Genomic DNA, 16929 nt, shown 5'->3' on the forward strand with positions numbered 1-16929 from the left:
GCGGATGCAACCGTCGCCCGCCCCGGGGACGGGCCTCAGGAGGGCAGCAGCACCGGCACGAGCGAGGCGACGAGCAGTGCCGCCATGGCCCAGTTGAAGGCCCTCAGCACCCGGGGCCCGCGCAGCAGCCGGCGGATCGCCGTGCCGAGCACGGTCCACGAGGTGGTCGAGACCATGGAGCAGGCGACATAGGTGCCCGCGACCCAGAACACCGCGCCCACGTCGCGGCCGGGTGCGTAGAGCGTGATCGCGGAGAGGGCCATCGACCAGGCCTTGGGATTGACCCACTGGAACGCGGCGGCCTGCAGGAAGGTCAGGGGCGCGGCGCCCGTGCGCGCGGTCTCCGGGGCGGCGGCATTCGCGATCTTCCACGCGAGGTAGAGCATGTAGAGGACCGACAGCACCCTGAGGACGACGTAGGCGGGCGGCCAGAGGTCGAAGACCCGCATGACGCCGAGCCCCACGAGGAACACCATCGCCGGGAAGCCGAGCGCGATCCCGGCCATGTGCGGGACCGACCGGCTCAGCCCGAAATTCGCGCCCGAGGCCATCAGCATGAAGTTGTTCGGCCCAGGCGTCACGACGGTGACGAAGGCGAAGGCGAGAAGTGCCGTGAAGAGGTCAGGTGTCATGCCGCGCAGGAAAGTGCAGCGGGCGCGGCATTTGGTTGCGAAATCTTGTCGGTATCCGCATTATTCGCAACAAATGACCGAGATCGACGATACGGACCGCAGGATATTGCGTGCGCTCGAGGTGGACGGGCGGCAGAGCAACCTTGCGCTCGCCGAACGGGTGGGGCTGTCGCCCTCCGCCTGCCTGCGGCGCGTCGCGGCGCTCGAGAAGGCGGGCGTGATCCGGGGCTACCGCGCCGTCCTGTCGCCAGAACGGCTGGGGATCGGCTTCGTGGCCTATGTCACCGTGGGGCTGAACACCCACACCAAGACCGCGCAGGAGGCGTTCGAGCGCGCGCTGGCGCGGGCCCCCGAGGTGCGGGAATGCCACAACGTCACCGGGGCGGTCGAGTACCTGCTGCGGGTCGAGGCCGCGGACCTTGCGGCCTACAAGGTGTTCCACACCGATGTCCTCGGCACGCTGCCGCAGGTCAACGCGATCACGACCTACGTGGTCATGGGCTCGCCCAAGGACGCGCGCGCCTGACGGGGCCTTGCCGGCGGGGGGCGGGCGTTGCTATCCGCTGGGGCAGGATTTCTGACCGGAAGGGACGGCCATGCAGGCGGATTACGGCGAGCTGGCAAAGGTCATCGCGGCGCTGACCGAGGGCGAGACCGACAGCGTGGCGCTGATGGCGACCGTCGCCTGCGAGCTGCACCACGCCGACAGCCGCTTCGACTGGACCGGGTTCTACCGCGTCACGGCGCCGGGTCTCCTCAAGATCGGTCCCTATCAGGGCGGTCATGGCTGCCTCGTGATCCCGTTCGACCGGGGCGTCTGCGGTGCCGCGGCGCGCACCGGCACGGTGCAGATCGTCGACGACGTGGACGCCTTTCCGGGGCACATCGCCTGTTCGTCCAGCACGCGGTCCGAGATCGTGCTGCCGGTCTTCACGGGCGACGGCACGCTGCTCGGCGTCCTCGACATCGACAGCGACCGCCCGGCCGCCTTCGGACCCTCGGACGAGGCGGGTCTCGCCGCCATCCTCGCGGACACGTTCCGGACCGCGCGGTGAGCCTCGGCGGCTGGGCCGTCTTCGCGCTGGTCTGGACGATCTTCGTCGTCTCGCCGGGTCCGAACGCGGTCAACTGCATCCGCAACGGCATGAATTTCGGCTTCCTGCGCGCGCTCTGGGGCGTGGCGGGGATCCTCACGCAGGCGGCGCTGTTCCTGACGCTGTCGGCGGTGGGCATCACGGCGCTGATCGCGGCGTCGCCGACCGGGTTCCTCGCGGCGAAGATCGCCGGCACGCTGGTGCTGGTCTGGCTCGGCGTCCGGGCCTGGCGCGCCGCCGACCGCCCGCTGCCGGCCGAGGCCGCGCGGCCAGGGTCGATCTGGCTGCGCGCCTTCATGGTCGCCACGATCAATCCCAAGAGCGTCGCGGGCTACCTCGCCGTGTTCTCGCAGTTCGTCGAGCCGGACGTGCCGATCGGCGCGCAGATGTGGGCGATCGTGCCCACCGCGCTCGCCATCACCGCGATGAGCTATTCCGGCTACACCGCGCTTGGCGCGCTGCTCGGGCGCGCGGCGCTTGGGGCGGTGGGCAACCGCCTCGTGCGGCGCGGGCTCGCGGCCTGCTTCATCCTCTACGGCGTGGCGCTCGGCGCCACCGCGGTGCCGGGATGGGACTGAGCGCGCTCCTGCCCGAGGGCGCGGCGCTCCTGTCGTTACTGGGCACCGCGCTGGCGCTGAACCTCGCGCCCGGGGCCGACGTGACCTTCGCCATCGCCTCGGGCCTGCGCGGCGGGCCGCGGGCGGGGCTTGCCGCCGCGGCGGGAGTGAGCGCGGGATGCCTCGTGCACGTGGCGCTGACGGCGATGGGCGTCGCGGCGGCGCTGTCCGCGGCGCCAACCGCGCTGACGGCGTTGCGCTGGGCCGGGGCAGCCTATCTCGCCGTCCTCGCGGTGCGGGCCTGGCGCGAGGCGGGCGCGGCGGGGCCGGCGGGCGAGGGCGCGGCCAGCTTTGCGGGAGCGTTCCGCCGCGGCGCGCTCACCAATGTCCTCAACCCCAAGGTTGCGCTGTTCGTCCTGGCTTTCCTGCCGCAATTCGCCGATCCGGCGCGCGGGCCGGTCTGGGCGCAGCTTCTCGCCCTCGGGGGCGTCTTCGCGTTCACGGGTTTCGTCGTGACGGGGGCCTACGGCGTCGCGGCGGGCGCGGCGCGGGCGCGGCTCGCCGCCCATGGGCGCCTTCTCGGACGGCTCTCGGCGCTCGTGTTCGCGGGACTCGCGGCGCGGCTTGCCGTCGGCTGAGACGCGGCGCACCCTTGCGGCGCGCGGCGGCGGCTGGCAGGGAACGGCGCCATGAGCGACGTCTACGCCCCGCCGCAAGGCGACATACCGATCCTGCACGCCGACCACGAGATCCTCGCGGTCGAAAAGCCCGCGGGGCTCCTGTCCGTGCCGGGCAAGGGGCCGGACCTGGCCGATTGCCTGATCGCGCGGCTTGCCGAGGCGTTCCCGCAGGTCCTGCTGGTGCACCGGCTCGACCGCGACACGTCGGGGGTGATGATCTTTGCGCTGACGCCGCACGCGCAGCGCCATCTCGGGCTGCAGTTCGAGAAACGGCAGGCCAAGAAGACCTACCTGGCGCGGGTGGCGGGGCGGCTCGAGCCGAAGACCGGGCAGGTGGATCTGCCGCTGGCCGTCGACTGGCCGAACAGGCCCCTGCAGAAGGTCGACCGCGCCGAGGGCCGGCCGGCGCTGACCGACTGGCGGGTGCTGCGGGCCGCGGAGGACGAGAGCCGGGTGCGGCTCATGCCGCGGACGGGGCGCAGCCACCAGCTGCGTGTGCACATGCTGGCGCTCGGGCACCCGATCCTCGGCGATCCGCTCTACGCCCCCGAGACGGCGACGGCGTTCCCGCGCATGATGCTGCACGCCGAGGAGCTGCGCCTGCGCCATCCCGACGGCGGCGCGGGCGTGCGGTTCCGCGCGCCGCCGCCCTTCTGAGGCGACGGCGCGACGGGTCCTACTCGGCCGCCCAGCCCGAGACGGCCTTGATCTCGGTGAAGTCCTCGATGCCGAAATGGCCGCCCTCGCGCCCGTTGCCGGACTGCTTCATGCCGCCGAAGGGTGAGCCTGCGGAACGGTCCTGGCCGTTCATCTCGACCATGCCCGAGCGCAGCTGCCGCGCGAGCCGGTTGCGGCGCGCGCCGTCCTGCGTCTGCACGTAGTTCGTGAGCCCGTAGACGGTGTCGTTGGCGATCTCGACCGCCTGCGCCTCGTCCTCGAACCGCATGATGGTCAGCACGGGGCCGAAGATCTCCTCGCGCGCGATGGTCATGTCGTTCGTCACGTCGGCAAAGACCGTGGGGCGGGCAAAGAAGCCTCGGTTCAGGCCCTCGGGCCGGCCGGGGCCGCCGGCGACCAGCCGGGCGCCCTCGTCGATGCCCTTCTGGATCAGGTCCTGCACCTTCTGCCACTGCGTCTCGTTCACGAGCGGGCCGATATGGCGGCCGTCCTCCGAGGCGGGGCCGACCTTGACCTGCTCGGCGACGCGGGCAGCCTCGTCGACCACGCGGTCATAGACCGAGGATTCGACCAGCATCCGCGACGGCGCGTTGCAGGACTGGCCGGTGTTCTGCATCATGTGCAGCACGCCCCGCTTGACCGCCTTCTCGTCGGCATCGGCGAAGATGAGGTTGGCGCCCTTGCCGCCGAGCTCGAGGTGCACGCGCTTCAGCGTGTCCGCGGCGTTCTTCGAGATCAGCCGGCCGGCGCGCGAGGAGCCGGTGAAGCTGACCATGTCGACGTCGGGATGACCCGAGAGCTGGGTGCCGACGCCCGGGCCGTCCCCGTTCACGAGGTTGAACACGCCCTTGGGGAACCCCGCCTCGTCCATGCATTCGGCAAAGATCATCGCCGACAGCGGGCTTTCCTCGGAGGGCTTCAGGATCATGGTGCAGCCCGCGACGGCGGCCGCGCCGACCTTGAGCGTGACCTGGTTCATGGGCCAGTTCCACGGCGTGATGAGCGCCGCGACGCCCACCGCCTCGCGGATGATGCGGTCGCCCGGCGCGTCGTCGCGCAGCGGCGCCTCGAACGGGAAGTCGCGCGCGGCGTCGAGGAACTCCTGGAGGTGGAAGGCGCCCGCGCCCGACTGGCTGCTGCGGGCGAGGTCCCGCGGCGCGCCCATCTCCTGGCTCATGGCCTCGGCGATGTCGTCCGCGCGGCGCTTGTACACCTCGAGCAGCCGCTCGAGGCAGGCGATGCGCTCGGCCGGGTCGGCGTGCATCCAGCCCGGCAGGGCGCGCTTGGCCGCGGCGACTGCGGCGTCGGTGTCGGCGGCACCGCCGAGCGAGATGACCGCGAAGGGCTCCTCGGTCGACGGGTCGATCACCTTGTGGTCGGTGCCTGCGACCGGGTCGGTCCAGGCGCCGTCGATGTAGAATTGCCGGCGTTCGATCATGGGTGGTCTCCCTTCACGAGATTTCCGTAGAATTTGATCATATCGTCGCACCGCCCGCCGGCACCTGCAAGCGGCAAGCGGCACGTCGGGGGCTGCAAACGCGCATCGCCGCGCCTAGGTTGCAGGGGGAGACGCACATCATCGACACGGAGGACCCCATGTCCCTGCGCATCAACGACACCATCCCCGACCTGACGGTCGAGACCGACCAGGGCACGTTCAGCCTGCACGAGTGGATCGGCGACAGCTGGGCTATCCTGTTCTCGCATCCCAAGGACTTCACCCCCGTCTGCACGACGGAGTTCGGTGCCGTGGCGCAGCTCGCCCCGGAATGGGAGAAGCGCAAGACGAAGGTGCTGGGCATCTCCGTCGATTCGGCCGCCGACCACGTGAAGTGGAAGTCGGACATCGAGGTGGTGAGCCAAGGCGCCAAGGCGGGCTTTCCCATCGTCGCCGACACCAATCTCGAGCTGTCCAAGGCGTTCGACATGCTGCCGGCGGAGGCCTACCTGCCGGACGGCCGGACGCCCAACGACACCGCCACCGTGCGGGCGGTCTTCATCGTCGCGCCCGACAAGACGCTGAAGCTGATGATGACCTACCCGATGAACGTGGGCCGCAACTTCGCCGAGGTGCTGCGCGCCCTCGACGGCCTGCAGACCGCCGCCGCGCACGGCGTCGCGACGCCCGCGAACTGGCAGGTGGGCGACGACGTGGTGATCCCCGCGACCGTGAGCGAGGAGGACGCGGCGACCCGGTTCGGCCAGTACCAGACCGTGCTGCCCTACCTGCGCATGACCAAGGTCCCGGGCTGAGGACCTGACGCCGGCCGACCCGGGCCGGTCCTGCACAGGGATGCGGCGCGGCGGCCCCGCCGGGCCGGTCGCGCGCGGGGCGCACCTTGCCTCGCGCGCGGGCTTGCGGTCTGATCGCCAGCCGAAAGGAGCCCGCCCCTCATGACCACGCCGTTCATCCTCGGCCGGACGCGCATCGCGCCCGGTGCACGCCGCACGGTCGACCTGCCGGTATCCGTCCTGTCGGACCACACGCCCGTGACCCTGTCCGCGCACGTGGTGCACGGCCGCCGGCCGGGGCCGGTGATGTTCGTGTCCGCGGCGATCCACGGCGACGAGGTGATCGGCGTCGAGATCGTCCGCCGGCTGCTGCGCGCCGCGCCGCTCGACCGGCTGGCGGGCACGCTGATCGCGGTGCCCATCGTCAACGCCTTCGGCTTTCTCAACCAGTCACGCTACATGCCCGACCGGCGCGACCTGAACCGGTCGTTCCCGGGACACGCGCAGGGCTCGCTCGCCGGACGGCTCGCCGACCTCTTCCTGACCGAGATCGTCGCGCGCTGCGACATCGGCATCGACCTGCATTCGGCGGCGGTCGGGCGCACCAACCTGCCGCAGATCCGGCTGACGCCCGGCAACGCGCGGCTGCGGGCGCTGGGCGCGGCCTTCGGCGCGCCGGTGACGCTGATGTCGAAGGTGCGCGAGGGGTCGCTGCGCGAGGCGGCCGAGGCCGCGGGCGTGGACCTCCTGCTCTACGAGGCGGGCGAGGGGCTGCGCTTCGACGAGGTCGCGGCGCGGGCGGGCGTCGCGGGCATCCTGCGGGTGATGCAGGCGGCCGAGATGATCGGCGCGCGGGGCGTGCCGCGGGCACGGGGCGCGTCGGTGCACTGCGAACGCTCGACCTGGGTGCGGGCGCCGTCGGGCGGCCTTCTCCGGACGCTGAAGGCGAGCGGCGACTACGTTACCGAGGGCACGGTGCTGGGCCTCGTGTCCGACCCCTTCGGCGATGTCGAGGCCGAGGTGCGCGCGCCCGCGAGCGGCATCATCGTCGGGCGCACCAACCTGCCGGTGGTCAACGAGGGCGACGCGCTGTTCCACGTGGCCGAACCGGCGCGCCCGGTGCACCACGAGACCGCGCAGGTCGAGATGGCCGAACATCTCGACGCGCCGGCGCTCTTCGACGAGGACGAGATCATCTGAGGCCGCGGCGGCGTCTTGCCTCAGCGGTGGCGGAACACCCGGCTCGGGTGCAGTTCGCCGCCGCGATAGGTGCCGACCGCCACCGCGCGGCCGTCGAGCGCCGCCCAGCATTCGTCGCCGAATTCGAGGTCGGGCGCGATCACCATGCCCGGGTTGCCGTTGCGGAGCCGCGTCGCCGCCTCGGCGGTGCAGCGCGCCTCGGGCAGCTCGGCGAGCCCGGTCTCGAGCGGCAGGAGCCGCGCGTCGAGGTCGGGCGTGCGCGCCAGCCGCTCGATCTCGTCGAGCGCCATGCCGTCCTCGGCGTCGAACGGCCCTGACCAGAGGCGGCGCAGCTCGCGCACGTGGCCGAGGCAGCCCAGCGCCTCGCCCAGGTCGCGGGCGATGGAGCGCACGTAGCCGCCCTTGCCGCAGGTCATCTCGAGCGTCACGTGGTCGCTGTCGGGCCGGTCGGTCATCACCAGCTCCTCGACCCAGAGGGGGCGGGCGGCGATCTCCATCACCTCGCCGTCGCGGGCGCGGGCATAGGCGCGTTCCCCGTCGATCTTGACCGCGGAATATTGCGGCGGCACCTGCGCGATCTCGCCCACGAAGGCGTGCAGCGCCTCCTTGATCTCGGCGTCCGACGGGCGCGCGTCGGACGTGCCGATGACCCGGCCCTCGGCATCGTCGGTGTCGGTCGCCTGCCCGAGCCGCACGGTGAAGCGGTAGGCCTTGAGCGCATCGGTGACAAAGGGAACGGTCTTGGTCGCCTCGCCGAGCGCCACCGCCAGAACGCCGGTCGCGTCGGGATCGAGCGTGCCTGCGTGGCCCGCCTTCTTGGCATCGAGGGCCCAGCGGACCTTGCCCACCACGGCGGTCGAGGTGATGCCGGCGGGCTTGTCCACCACCAGCCAGCCCGAGATGTCGCGTCCCTTGCGTGTGCGTGCCATGCCGTTCCCGTTACCCTGCCGCGGATGAGGCCGGGGGCGTAGCGGGCGCCGGGCGGGCTGTCAATCGCACCGCGCGGCGCGTGCCTCAGTCGAGGATGCGCGCCTCCTCGCGCAGCATCACGGGGATGCCGTCGCGGATCGGAAAGGCGAGATTCGCGTTCCGGCTCACCAGTTCCTGCCGCTCGGCGTCGTAGTCGAGCGAGCCGTGGCTGACCGGGCAGATCAGCGCCTCGAGCATCCGGCGGTCGAAGGCGGCGCGCGGCCGCGGGGCTTCGTCGGTCATTGCATCATCTCCTCACCGCCCGGGCCGCCGCGCAGCGCGTACTCGATCAGCGTCACCAGCGTCTCGCGCCGCGTGCCGAGCGACGGCGCCTCGAGCAGCGCCTGCTTGTCCTCGGGATCGAAGTCCAGAAGCATCGACAGCGAGTTGATGAGCAGCTCGTCGTCGGCCTCCTTGAGCGTCGACCAGTCGGCCGACAGGTTCCGCCACGAGAAGTAGCGGTCGAGCAACTGCAGGAAGCGGTCGCGGGGGAAGTCGTTGTCGTTCTCGGGCCCGCCCCGGTCGGCCTCGAAGCCGTCCCAGCGGACCTCGCAGCGGCGATAGGGGGTGAAGCCCTCGACCTCGCGCTCGATGCGGAAGCGCGAGATGCCGGTCAGCGTGATCATGTACCGGCCGTCCTCGGTCTCGGACAGCTGGGTCACGCGACCGGCGCAGCCGATCGTGTGCAGGGCCTTCTTGTCGCGGCCCGGCACGGGGTTCGGCTGCACCATTCCGATCATCCGCGCGTCGGTCTTGAGGCTGTCGTCCAGCATCGCGAGGTAGCGCGGTTCGAAAAGGTGCAGCGGCAACCGGGCGCGCGGCAGCAGCAGCGCGCCGGTCAGCGGGAATACGGGGATGACCTTGGGCAGATCCGGAAGTCGCTCCATGACGCGCCAGCTAGCCCGGACCCGGGCTCAGGCAAATATCATCGAGCTGAGTTTTCGACGACCGTTCAGGACGATGGGATCGTTGGCCTTGAGCGCGTCGAAAACGGTGAAGAGCTGCGTCTTGGCGGCACCGTCGTTCCATTCCCGGTCGCGGCGGAAAAGCTCGAGCAGGTGATCCACCGCCTCCTGCGTGCGGCCCGCCGCCTGCAGCGCCTGCGCGAGGTCGAACCGCGCCTGGTGGTCCTGCGGATCGGCGGCGACCCTTGCCTCGAGATCGGCCACCGGGCCCGCGTTCTCGGCCTGCCGGGCGAGCTGGATCTGCGCGTGCGCGGCCTCGAGTTCCGGCGCGGTCGCGATCTCGGCCGGCACGCCGTTCAGCACCGCCTCGGCCTGCGCGACGTCGCCCATGGCGACCAGCGTGCGCACCACGCCCGCATAGGCCGTCGGGTTGCGTTCGTCCTCGCCGAGGATCGCCTGGAAGACCTGCAGCGCGTCCGCATAGGCGCCCTGATCGATCATCTCCTCGGCGGCGGCCAGCGCGTCGTCGAGCCCGCCCGACGGGTCGCCGCCCGCCTGGCCGACCAGCCGGTCGACGAAGGCCTTGATCTCGGACTGCGGAACCGCGCCCTGGAAGCCGTCGACCGGCTGGCCCTGCCAGAAGGCGTAGACGGTCGGGATCGACTGGATGCGCAGCTGGCTCGCGATCATCTGCGCCTGGTCGACGTTGACCTTGGCCATCTTGACCGCACCCTTGGCCGCGCGCACCGCGTCCTCGAGCATCGGGCCGAGGGTCTTGCACGGCCCGCACCACGGCGCCCAGAAGTCGACGATGACGGGAACCTCGCGCGACGCCTCGACGACGTCCTGCATGAAGCTCTGCTCGGTCACGTCCTTGATGAGGTCCGGCGCTTCCTGCGCCTTGGCTGTGCCCAGTTCGATCATGTTTCCGGTTCCCTCGGGCTCTCGCGTTCCTGTGATGCCGGTCTAGATGGAGCACGCGGCCCTGTGTTGCAAGGGGACGCGGCGCCCGCGTCAGAGGTCGAAGGTGGCGAAGACCGGGGCATGGTCGGACGGTTTTTCCCAGCCGCGGACCTCGCGCAGGATGCGGCTGCCATGCGCCGCGCCGGCGATGTCCGGCGAGGCCCAGACATGGTCCAGCCTGCGGCCCTTGTCGGCGGCGTTCCAGTCCGGCGAGCGGTAGGACCACCAGGAATAGAGTTGGCCCTCGGGGATGTCCTTGCGGGTGACGTCGACCCAGCGGCCGGCCTCCTGCGCGCGGGTCAGGTGCTCGACCTCGACCGGCGTGTGCGACACGACCTTGAGGAGCTGCTTGTGCGACCAGACGTCGTCTTCGCGCGGGGCGATGTTGAGGTCGCCCACCAGCACCGAGCGCTGCGGCATCGTGTCGGCGAAATGCGCGGTCATGTCCGAGACGTAGTCGAGCTTCTGTCCGAACTTCACGTTCTTCTCGCGGTCGGGCACGTCGCCGCCGGCGGGGACGTAGAAGTTGTGCACGAGCACGCCGTTCGGCAGCCGCGCCGCCACGTGCCGGGCATGGCCGAGCCCCGCGAAGTCGAGGCTGCCCGCGTCCTCGAGCGGCAGCTTCGACAGGATCGCGACGCCGTTGTAGCCCTTGTCGCCGCGCGCGACCACGTGCGCGTAGCCAAGCGCGCGGAACCGTTCCATCGGGATCTTGTCGACCGGGCTCTTGCATTCCTGCAGGCACAGGACGTCGGGTGCCTCCTCCGCGAGCAGCTGCGCCACGAGCGCCTCGCGCAGGCGGACGGAGTTGATGTTCCAGGTGGCGAGCGTGAAGGCCATGGGCGTGTCTCCGGGCGTCGTCTGTCGGTCGCGCGGACCATGCCCGGCCCCGTGCGCCGAAGGCAACCCGGAAGCGGCTTGACCTCAGGCGCGGGGGGCCGCGGCCCGGCGCAGGCGGTCGTTGATCGCGACGCCGAGCCCGTGCCCGGGAACGGGCGAGACCGCGATCACCCGCGGCCCGCCGGCGTCGAGGGCGTGCAGGTGGGCGAAGAGATTCGCGGCCGCCTCGCGCAGGTCGCCCGCGGCCGACAGGTTCAGGTCGCAGGCGACGGGACCGAAGCCGAGCCGCGCCTCGCCGTCGCGCCACGCGGTCGCGTCCAGCCGGAGCGCGGCAACGGGGGCGTAATGCGACGCGGTCTGGCCGGGCGCGGTGATCGCGTCGCCCGCGGGACCGCCGGGCAGGGCGGCGCCGAGCGCCGCCTCGAGCGCCTCGCGCGGCAGGCCGCCCGGGCGCAGCAGCCGCGGCGCCTCCGCGAGGCCGAGGATGGTCGATTCGACGCCCACCTCGGTCGGTCCGCCGTCGAGCACCGCGGCGATGCGCCCGTCGAGCGTTGCAAGCACGTGCGCCGCGGTCGTGGGGCTGATCCGCCCCGACCGGTTGGCCGAGGGCGCCGCCACCGGCAGACCCGCCTCGGAAAGCAGCGCGCGGGCGACCGGATGGGCGGGCATGCGCACCGCGAGCGTGTCGAGCCCCGCGGCCGCGAGCCGCGAGACCGGCGCGTCGGGCAGCATCGGCAGCACCAGCGTCAGCGGCCCCGGCCAGAACGCGGCCGCGAGCGCCTCGGCCGCGTCGGGCCAGGCGACGAGGCGGCGCGCGGCGGCGATGTCGGCCACGTGCACGATGAGCGGGTTGAAGCCCGGCCGGTCCTTGGCGGCGTAGATCCCCGCGACCGCGTCGTCCGATCGCGCGTCGGCGCCGAGGCCGTAGACCGTTTCCGTCGGAAAGGCGACGGCACGGCCCGCGCGCAGGTGCCCGGCGGCGCGCGCGATGCCCGCCGCGTCCGCTGCCAGCCGTTCGGTCTCCTGATCCGCCATCGCCCGCGTCCCCGTCCGATGCCCGCTTCCGGCGGGCGTCGCCGTCATGACCGATGCGGGCGCCGATTGGAAGCGTCGCGGGCCGTGCGCGCGTGACGCCGCGTTTCCCGCCGCGGGCGGGACGCGGCGTTCCGATGGACGCAGCGGCGGCGGCCTGCCACGGTGGCGGGCGAACCGGGTCCGCCCGGCACGGGGGTCGGCCCCCCGCGCCGCAGGCAGGGGCCCGCCCCAGACAGGCGCAAGCCGTCCCGCAAGGTGAAAGGAGGAGGCCCGTGCCCTACCGCGCTCCCGTCTCAGACTTCCTGTTCCTCTTCGACCGCGTGGTCGGGCTCGACCGCGTCGCCGCCGAGCCGCGCTTTGCCGAGGCCACGCCCGAGACCGTCGAGGCGATCCTGACCGAGGCCGGCAAGCTCTGCGAGGAAGTGGTCGCGCCCACCCGGCGCGACGGCGACCTGCATCCCGCGCGGCTCGAGAACGGCGTCGTGCGCACCTCGCCGGGCTTCGCCGAGGCGTTCCGTGCCATGGCCGAGGGCGGCTGGATCGCGGTGTCCGCCGATCCCGATTACGGCGGCATGGGCCTGCCCATGGCACTGACCACGGCGGTGAACGACATGCTGTCGGGGGCGAACCTCGCGCTGCAGCTCAATCCGCTGCTCACGCAGGGCCAGATCGAGGCGCTCGAGCACCATGCGAGCGACGCGCTGAAGCAGCTCTACCTGCCGCGGCTCGTCTCGGGGGAATGGACCGCCACCATGAACCTGACCGAGCCGCAGGCCGGGTCGGACGTGGGCGCGCTGCGCACGCGGGCGGAACCCGACGGGCAGGGCACCTACCGGATCACCGGCCAGAAGATCTACATCACGTGGGGCGACCACGATCTGACCGACAACATCTGTCACCTGGTGCTGGCGCGGCTGCCGGGCGCGCCCGAGGGTACCCGCGGCATCAGCCTCTTCATGGTACCGAAATTCCTGCCCGACGCGGACGGCACGCCGGGGCAGCGGAACGGCGTGCGCACGGTGTCTCTCGAGCACAAGCTCGGCATCCACGGCTCGCCCACCGCGGTCCTCGACTACGACGGCGCGACGGGCTGGCTCGTGGGCGCCGAGAACGGCGGCATGAAGGCCATGTTCACCATGATGAACAATGCCCGGCTGGGCGTCGGCGCGCAGGGCGTGGGCATCGCCGAGGCGGCCTACCAGGCGGCGCTCGCCTACGCGCTCGACCGCAAGCAGGGCGCGGCGCCGATCCCGGACGGCACGGGCACCATCGTCGATCATGCGGACGTGCGCCGGATGCTCGCCAGCATGAAGGCCGATATCTTCGCCGCGCGGGCCATCGCGCTGTCCTGCGCCACCGCGCTCGACATGGCGCGGGCTACGGGGCAGGCGGAATGGCAGGCGCGTGCCGCGCTCCTGACGCCCATCGCCAAGGCGTTCGGCACCGAGGTCGGCATGGCGGTCGCGGACATGGGCGTGCAGATCCACGGCGGCATGGGCTATGTCGAGGAGACGGGCGCGGCGCAGTACCTGCGCGACGTGCGGATCACCGCGATCTACGAGGGCACGAACGGCATCCAGGCGATGGACCTCGTGTCGCGCAAGATGGCGGATGGCGGCGAGGCGGCGGTCGCGCTGCTGGACGAGGTCGAGGCCTTTGCCGAACAGGCCCGCGCGCAGGTCCCTGACCTGGCCGCGCCGGTCTGGAACGCGGCCGAGACGCTGCGCGAGGCGGTCGAATGGCTGGTGGGGCAGGGCGACCTGTCGGCGCGGTTCGCGGGCTCGGCGCCGTTCCTGCGGGCCTTTGCGCGGGTGCTGGGCGCCCACCACCACCTGCAGGCCGCCATCGCCGATCCCGGCGGCGCGAGGGCGCGGCTCGCCCGGTTCTACATCACGCGGCTCCTGCCGGAACATGCGGGCCTCCTGGCCCATGCCCGCAGCGGGGCCGAGGATCTCTACGCGATCACGCCCGACGACCTCGCCGCCTGACGCCGCGCGGGGCCGCCCTTGCGGCGACCCCGCCCGCGTGACAGGACGGACGCGTTCCGGCAGTCACGACCCGAGGAGAGCGCCCCATGGACGGCACGAGCGCGCGCGGCATCCGCCATCCCTTCGCCGAGCCGCCCGAGGAGGGCGCGGCGATCGAGGTGGCCGAGGGCGTCCTGTGGATGCGCCTTCCCCTGCCGATGAAGCTCGACCACGTGAACGTCTACGCGCTTGACGACGGCGACGGCTGGACGCTGGTCGACACCGGCTTTCACTCGAAGCGCGGCGTGGCGATCTGGGAGCGGCTCCTGGACGGGCCGCTGGCCGGCCGCCCGGTGCGCCGGGTCATCGTGACCCACCATCACCCCGACCATGTCGGCATGGCAGGCTGGTTCCAGAAGGTGCACGACGCGGAACTCGTCTCGACCCGCACCGCGTGGCTCTTCGCGCGGATGCTGACGCTCGACGTGCAGGATCGCCCGACCGAGGAGACGCTTACCTTCTGGCGCCGCTGCGGCATGGACCCCGAGATCCTCGCGCAGCGCGCCCAGGAGCGGCCCTTCAACTTCGCCGACGTGGTGCACCCGATGCCGCTCGGCTTCACCCGCGTCGCCGAGGGGGACGTGGTCCGCATCGGCGGACGCGACTGGGACGTGCGGATCGGCAACGGACACGCGCCCGAACATGCCACCTTCTGGAGCCGCGACTGCCCGCTCGTGTTGGCCGGCGACCAGATCCTGCCCTCGATCAGCTCGAACATCGGCGTCTACGCGACACAGCCCGAGGCCGATCCCGTGGCCGAGTGGCTCGAGGCCTGCGAACGGCTCGAGAGCTGCGCGCGGCCCGACCATTTCGTGCTGGGCGGGCACAAGCTGCCCTTCACCGGCCTGCCGCTCCGGATGCGGCAGCTCATCGACAACCATCACGGCGCGCTCGCCCGGCTGCACGCGCACCTGTCAGAACCGCGGGCGGCGGGCGAGTGCTTCGCGCCCCTCTTCAAGCGGCGGATCGGGCCGGCGGAATACGGGCTCGCCATGGTGGAGGCCGTCGCGCACTGTCTCAACCTCTGGCACGAGGGACGCGCCGAGCGCAGTCTGCGCGACGACGGCGCGTGGCAGTTCCGCGCTCTCGGCGACACCCATGGCCCGCGTCAGAATGCCGGGGGGCCGCAGGCGTGACAGGCGCCGGAAAGTGCGCTACTGCGCTGCAAGAGACGGCTTTCAGGGAAGCGAAAGATGGCTGAGCACAAGCACGGCGAGATGGACATCACCGAACAGGAAAAGACCTTCGAGGGCTTCGTGACCTTCACGGTGCGCACGGTGATCGTGATCGCGGTCGGGGTCGTCCTGCTGGCGTTCGTCGGCGCCTGATCCCGGGACATCCACGCATGACACTGCGCGCCTGCGCTCTGGCGCTTGCGGGCGCGCTGGCACTGGCCGGCTGCGCCACGCCGAAATCCGGCCCCGACGCCCCGCCGGAGGCGGTGGCGGCAGCCGCCTACCGCCATGACGGCCCGCCCGCGCTCACGCTCTTCACCATGGTGAACAACTCGAGCGGCGGCGGCGAGCACACCTCGCTGATGATCAACGCCTCGCAGCGGGTCGTGTTCGACCCGGCGGGATCGGTGAGCCATCCTCAGCTGGTCGAACGGGGCGACGTCCTCTACGGTATCACGCCGGCACTGGCCGAGCTCTACGAGCGCGCCCATGCGCGCGAGACCTACCACGTTGTGATCCAGCGCATCGAGGTGCCGCCCGCGGTGGCCGAGCAGGCGCTGCAGCTCGCCATGCAGAACGGCACCGTCGCGCAGGCGTTCTGCACGCAGGCGACCTCGGGCATCCTGCGGCAGCTGCCAGGGTTCGAATCGATCCGGCCGACATTCTTCCCAAACGCGCTGTCGCGGCAGTTCGGTGCGCTTCCGGGTGTCACCACGCGCAGGCGCTACGAGGAGGACCCGGACGACAAGAGCCTCGCGGTCGACGCGTTCTTCGATGGGGCGGCGGGCGGCTGAGCCCGCCCCCTGCAGCGGCCTCCGACCCGGCCTCAGCCGAGCATCAGCATGCCGAGCGCCAGCACCCCCGCGCCCGACGCCATGGCGGCGATCACGTTGCGCGTGACGAAGGCCACGGCGAGCGTGACGCAGGCCGAGGCGATGCGCACGGGGTCGGTCTCGCCCTCGGTGGCGCGCGGCCACAGCACGAGCGGCGCGACGAGCGCGGGCAGCACCGCGACGGCGGTGTAGCGCAGGTGCCGCAGGAGCCAGGGCGGCAGCGGCCGGTCGCCCACCAGGCCGAGGAAAACGAAGCGCAGGCCGAACGACCCGATCCCGAGCGCCACGATCACGATCCAGAGCATCGTGCGGTCGATCATGCGTCGGCCTCCTCCTTGACGACCTTCGCGGCCTCGCGCCGTTCGGTCCAGAGTTCCACCTGTGCGCCGACCACCATGCCGGCGACGCCGCCGACGATCAGGCCGAGGTTCCAGGGCAGCCAGGCGAAGCCCACGGCCACAACCGCCGCGGCGGCAGCGGCCCACCGGTGCGCGGTGGTCCTGAGCATGCCGCCGATCATGGCGAGGAAGGCCAGCGGCACGGCGAAGTCGATGCCGGTCTCGGGCGGGATCGCCGCGCCCGCCCAGGCACCCACCACAGTTGCCCCGTACCAGGGCAGGCAGATGGGAGTCACGGTGCCGAGGAAATAGCCGAGCTTCTCGGTGAGCGAGAGCGGCTTTGCCTCGAATTCCATCTGCGAAAGCGCGTAGGTCTGGTCGACGAGGAAGTAGGCGACGAGCGCGCGCTTCCACATCGGAAGCGCGCCCAGATGCGGCGTCATCGACGCGGAATACATGGCCATGCGCAGGTTCACGGCCAGCGCCGAGGCGATCACCACCGCAAGCGGCGCGGCGTCGTTCAGCAGCTGGAGCGCGGTGAACTGGGCGGCGCCGGCAATCACGACGATCGAGAAGGCGAGCGCCTCGAAGATCGAGAGGCCGGCCTCGGTGGCGACGACGCCGAAGAGCATTCCGAAGGGCAGGATGACGGCGAGAAAGGGCAGTCCGTCGCGGAGACCCCGCATGTAACTCGAACGTGCAGCACTTGCCGCCATGGCCGCGTCTCCCCTAGATCGGTCATTGCCTAGTCCCGCGCGCCGGCAGATGCAA

21 protein-coding genes are annotated in these 16929 nt (G+C 71.8%); 11 read left to right on the forward strand and 10 right to left on the reverse strand.

The genetic code is table 11. From position 1 onward, the window contains the following. Window positions 1-35 precede the first annotated feature (35 nt). Window positions 36-632 carry a LysE family translocator gene (locus RISW2_RS02695; RefSeq protein ID WP_043766241.1) on the reverse strand — a complete coding sequence of 199 codons (597 nt, stop codon included), beginning with the start codon at window positions 630-632 and terminating at the stop codon, window positions 36-38. Between the two features lie 73 nt (window positions 633-705). On the opposite strand from RISW2_RS02695, the gene RISW2_RS02700 reads away from it, so the two are divergent. The 5 genes from RISW2_RS02700 (at window position 706) to RISW2_RS02720 (ending at window position 3620) form a co-directional block, all read left to right on the forward strand. After that, window positions 706-1158, forward strand: a complete 453-nt coding sequence (locus RISW2_RS02700) for an Lrp/AsnC family transcriptional regulator (protein WP_043766243.1) — start codon at window positions 706-708, stop codon at window positions 1156-1158. 70 nt (window positions 1159-1228) lie between these two features. Further along, window positions 1229-1687: a GAF domain-containing protein gene (locus RISW2_RS02705; protein ID WP_043766245.1), complete on the forward strand. Its 459-nt coding sequence runs from the start codon at window positions 1229-1231 to the stop codon at window positions 1685-1687. After that, window positions 1684-2304 (forward strand): LysE family translocator, encoded by a 621-nt coding sequence (locus tag RISW2_RS02710; protein WP_043766248.1) that lies wholly within the window; start codon window positions 1684-1686, stop codon window positions 2302-2304. The genes RISW2_RS02705 and RISW2_RS02710 overlap by 4 nt, the downstream gene beginning before the upstream one ends. After that, window positions 2295-2921: a LysE family translocator gene (locus tag RISW2_RS02715; protein WP_051491760.1), complete on the forward strand. Its 627-nt coding sequence runs from the start codon at window positions 2295-2297 to the stop codon at window positions 2919-2921. The genes RISW2_RS02710 and RISW2_RS02715 overlap by 10 nt, the downstream gene beginning before the upstream one ends. 51 nt (window positions 2922-2972) lie before the next feature. Next, a complete protein-coding gene (locus RISW2_RS02720) occupies window positions 2973-3620 on the forward strand; it encodes an RluA family pseudouridine synthase (RefSeq protein ID WP_043766250.1) in 648 nt (215 codons plus the stop codon). A 19-nt stretch (window positions 3621-3639) separates the two neighbouring features. Here the strand turns inward: RISW2_RS02720 and RISW2_RS02725 are convergent, their stop codons facing one another. Next, entirely contained in the window at window positions 3640-5079 is a 1440-nt protein-coding gene (locus tag RISW2_RS02725) for an aldehyde dehydrogenase family protein (protein WP_043766253.1), read from the reverse strand. Window positions 5080-5237: 158 nt separating this feature from the next. Here RISW2_RS02725 and RISW2_RS02730 point away from each other — a divergent pair, with 158 nt between their 5' ends. Further along, a complete protein-coding gene (locus tag RISW2_RS02730; RefSeq protein ID WP_043766256.1) occupies window positions 5238-5894 on the forward strand; it encodes a peroxiredoxin in 657 nt (218 codons plus the stop codon). Window positions 5895-6035: 141 nt separating this feature from the next. Further along, entirely contained in the window at window positions 6036-7073 is a 1038-nt protein-coding gene (locus RISW2_RS02735) for a succinylglutamate desuccinylase/aspartoacylase family protein (protein WP_043766260.1), read from the forward strand. 20 nt (window positions 7074-7093) lie between these two features. On the opposite strand, the gene truB is transcribed toward RISW2_RS02735, so the two are convergent. The 6 genes from truB to RISW2_RS02765 all read right to left on the reverse strand — a co-directional run bounded on the left by truB (window position 7094) and on the right by RISW2_RS02765 (window position 11785). After that, window positions 7094-8002 carry a tRNA pseudouridine(55) synthase TruB gene (gene truB / locus RISW2_RS02740; protein WP_043766263.1) on the reverse strand — a complete coding sequence of 303 codons (909 nt, stop codon included), beginning with the start codon at window positions 8000-8002 and terminating at the stop codon, window positions 7094-7096. Between the two features lie 85 nt (window positions 8003-8087). After that, the gene (locus tag RISW2_RS02745) at window positions 8088-8285 is read right to left on the reverse strand and encodes a Trm112 family protein (RefSeq protein ID WP_043766266.1); all 198 of its coding nucleotides are present in this window, start codon (window positions 8283-8285) and stop codon (window positions 8088-8090) included. Further along, window positions 8282-8929, reverse strand: coding sequence for an LON peptidase substrate-binding domain-containing protein (locus tag RISW2_RS02750; protein WP_043766268.1), 648 nt, complete (start codon window positions 8927-8929; stop codon window positions 8282-8284). The genes RISW2_RS02745 and RISW2_RS02750 overlap by 4 nt, the downstream gene beginning before the upstream one ends. A 27-nt stretch (window positions 8930-8956) precedes the next feature. Beyond that, window positions 8957-9871, reverse strand: coding sequence for a thioredoxin (trxA, locus tag RISW2_RS02755; RefSeq protein WP_043766271.1), 915 nt, complete (start codon window positions 9869-9871; stop codon window positions 8957-8959). 90 nt (window positions 9872-9961) lie between these two features. Next, window positions 9962-10750 carry an exodeoxyribonuclease III gene (locus RISW2_RS02760; RefSeq protein ID WP_043766274.1) on the reverse strand — a complete coding sequence of 263 codons (789 nt, stop codon included), beginning with the start codon at window positions 10748-10750 and terminating at the stop codon, window positions 9962-9964. An 84-nt stretch (window positions 10751-10834) separates the two neighbouring features. After that, entirely contained in the window at window positions 10835-11785 is a 951-nt protein-coding gene (locus tag RISW2_RS02765; protein WP_043766277.1) for an L-threonylcarbamoyladenylate synthase, read from the reverse strand. Window positions 11786-12057: 272 nt separating this feature from the next. Between RISW2_RS02765 and RISW2_RS02770 the strand changes: the two genes are divergently transcribed. The 4 genes from RISW2_RS02770 (at window position 12058) to RISW2_RS02785 (ending at window position 15781) form a co-directional block, all read left to right on the forward strand. After that, entirely contained in the window at window positions 12058-13773 is a 1716-nt protein-coding gene (locus RISW2_RS02770; protein ID WP_043766279.1) for an acyl-CoA dehydrogenase, read from the forward strand. A gap of 86 nt (window positions 13774-13859) precedes the next feature. Beyond that, window positions 13860-14948 (forward strand): MBL fold metallo-hydrolase, encoded by a 1089-nt coding sequence (locus tag RISW2_RS02775; RefSeq protein WP_051491761.1) that lies wholly within the window; start codon window positions 13860-13862, stop codon window positions 14946-14948. Window positions 14949-15005: 57 nt separating this feature from the next. Continuing rightward, the gene (locus tag RISW2_RS02780; protein WP_043766281.1) at window positions 15006-15140 is read left to right on the forward strand and encodes an aa3-type cytochrome c oxidase subunit IV; all 135 of its coding nucleotides are present in this window, start codon (window positions 15006-15008) and stop codon (window positions 15138-15140) included. 17 nt (window positions 15141-15157) lie between these two features. After that, on the forward strand, window positions 15158-15781 hold the full coding sequence (locus RISW2_RS02785; RefSeq protein ID WP_043766284.1) for a hypothetical protein: 624 nt from the start codon (window positions 15158-15160) through the stop codon (window positions 15779-15781). Window positions 15782-15813: 32 nt separating this feature from the next. Here the strand turns inward: RISW2_RS02785 and RISW2_RS02790 are convergent, their stop codons facing one another. Together RISW2_RS02790 and RISW2_RS02795 are read right to left on the reverse strand one after the other, a co-directional pair. After that, window positions 15814-16140 (reverse strand): AzlD domain-containing protein, encoded by a 327-nt coding sequence (locus tag RISW2_RS02790; protein ID WP_043766286.1) that lies wholly within the window; start codon window positions 16138-16140, stop codon window positions 15814-15816. Next, window positions 16137-16874 (reverse strand): AzlC family ABC transporter permease, encoded by a 738-nt coding sequence (locus RISW2_RS02795; protein WP_043766288.1) that lies wholly within the window; start codon window positions 16872-16874, stop codon window positions 16137-16139. Before RISW2_RS02795 ends, RISW2_RS02790 begins: the two co-directional genes overlap by 4 nt. Window positions 16875-16929 lie beyond the last annotated feature (55 nt).

This window comes from Roseivivax isoporae LMG 25204 (assembly GCF_000521865.1).
Lineage (GTDB): Bacteria > Pseudomonadota > Alphaproteobacteria > Rhodobacterales > Rhodobacteraceae > Roseivivax > Roseivivax isoporae.

Bases quoted from the DNA above. Each gene is read 5' to 3' on its own strand.
- RISW2_RS02775 (WP_051491761.1), top strand. From the start codon at position 13,860: ATGGACGGCACGAGCGCGCGCGGCATCCGCCATCCCTTCGCCGAGCCG.
- RISW2_RS02765 (WP_043766277.1), bottom strand. From the start codon at position 11,785: ATGGCGGATCAGGAGACCGAACGGCTGGCAGCGGACGCGGCGGGCATC.
- RISW2_RS02750 (WP_043766268.1), bottom strand. From the start codon at position 8,929: ATGGAGCGACTTCCGGATCTGCCCAAGGTCATCCCCGTATTCCCGCTG.
- RISW2_RS02780 (WP_043766281.1), top strand. From the start codon at position 15,006: ATGGCTGAGCACAAGCACGGCGAGATGGACATCACCGAACAGGAAAAG.
- RISW2_RS02700 (WP_043766243.1), top strand. From the start codon at position 706: ATGACCGAGATCGACGATACGGACCGCAGGATATTGCGTGCGCTCGAG.
- RISW2_RS02720 (WP_043766250.1), top strand. From the start codon at position 2,973: ATGAGCGACGTCTACGCCCCGCCGCAAGGCGACATACCGATCCTGCAC.
- RISW2_RS02785 (WP_043766284.1), top strand. From the start codon at position 15,158: ATGACACTGCGCGCCTGCGCTCTGGCGCTTGCGGGCGCGCTGGCACTG.
- RISW2_RS02735 (WP_043766260.1), top strand. From the start codon at position 6,036: ATGACCACGCCGTTCATCCTCGGCCGGACGCGCATCGCGCCCGGTGCA.
- trxA (WP_043766271.1), bottom strand. From the start codon at position 9,871: ATGATCGAACTGGGCACAGCCAAGGCGCAGGAAGCGCCGGACCTCATC.
- RISW2_RS02695 (WP_043766241.1), bottom strand. From the start codon at position 632: ATGACACCTGACCTCTTCACGGCACTTCTCGCCTTCGCCTTCGTCACC.
- RISW2_RS02725 (WP_043766253.1), bottom strand. From the start codon at position 5,079: ATGATCGAACGCCGGCAATTCTACATCGACGGCGCCTGGACCGACCCG.
- RISW2_RS02790 (WP_043766286.1), bottom strand. From the start codon at position 16,140: ATGATCGACCGCACGATGCTCTGGATCGTGATCGTGGCGCTCGGGATC.
- truB (WP_043766263.1), bottom strand. From the start codon at position 8,002: ATGGCACGCACACGCAAGGGACGCGACATCTCGGGCTGGCTGGTGGTG.
- RISW2_RS02795 (WP_043766288.1), bottom strand. From the start codon at position 16,874: ATGGCGGCAAGTGCTGCACGTTCGAGTTACATGCGGGGTCTCCGCGAC.
- RISW2_RS02760 (WP_043766274.1), bottom strand. From the start codon at position 10,750: ATGGCCTTCACGCTCGCCACCTGGAACATCAACTCCGTCCGCCTGCGC.
- RISW2_RS02730 (WP_043766256.1), top strand. From the start codon at position 5,238: ATGTCCCTGCGCATCAACGACACCATCCCCGACCTGACGGTCGAGACC.
- RISW2_RS02715 (WP_051491760.1), top strand. From the start codon at position 2,295: ATGGGACTGAGCGCGCTCCTGCCCGAGGGCGCGGCGCTCCTGTCGTTA.
- RISW2_RS02705 (WP_043766245.1), top strand. From the start codon at position 1,229: ATGCAGGCGGATTACGGCGAGCTGGCAAAGGTCATCGCGGCGCTGACC.
- RISW2_RS02745 (WP_043766266.1), bottom strand. From the start codon at position 8,285: ATGACCGACGAAGCCCCGCGGCCGCGCGCCGCCTTCGACCGCCGGATG.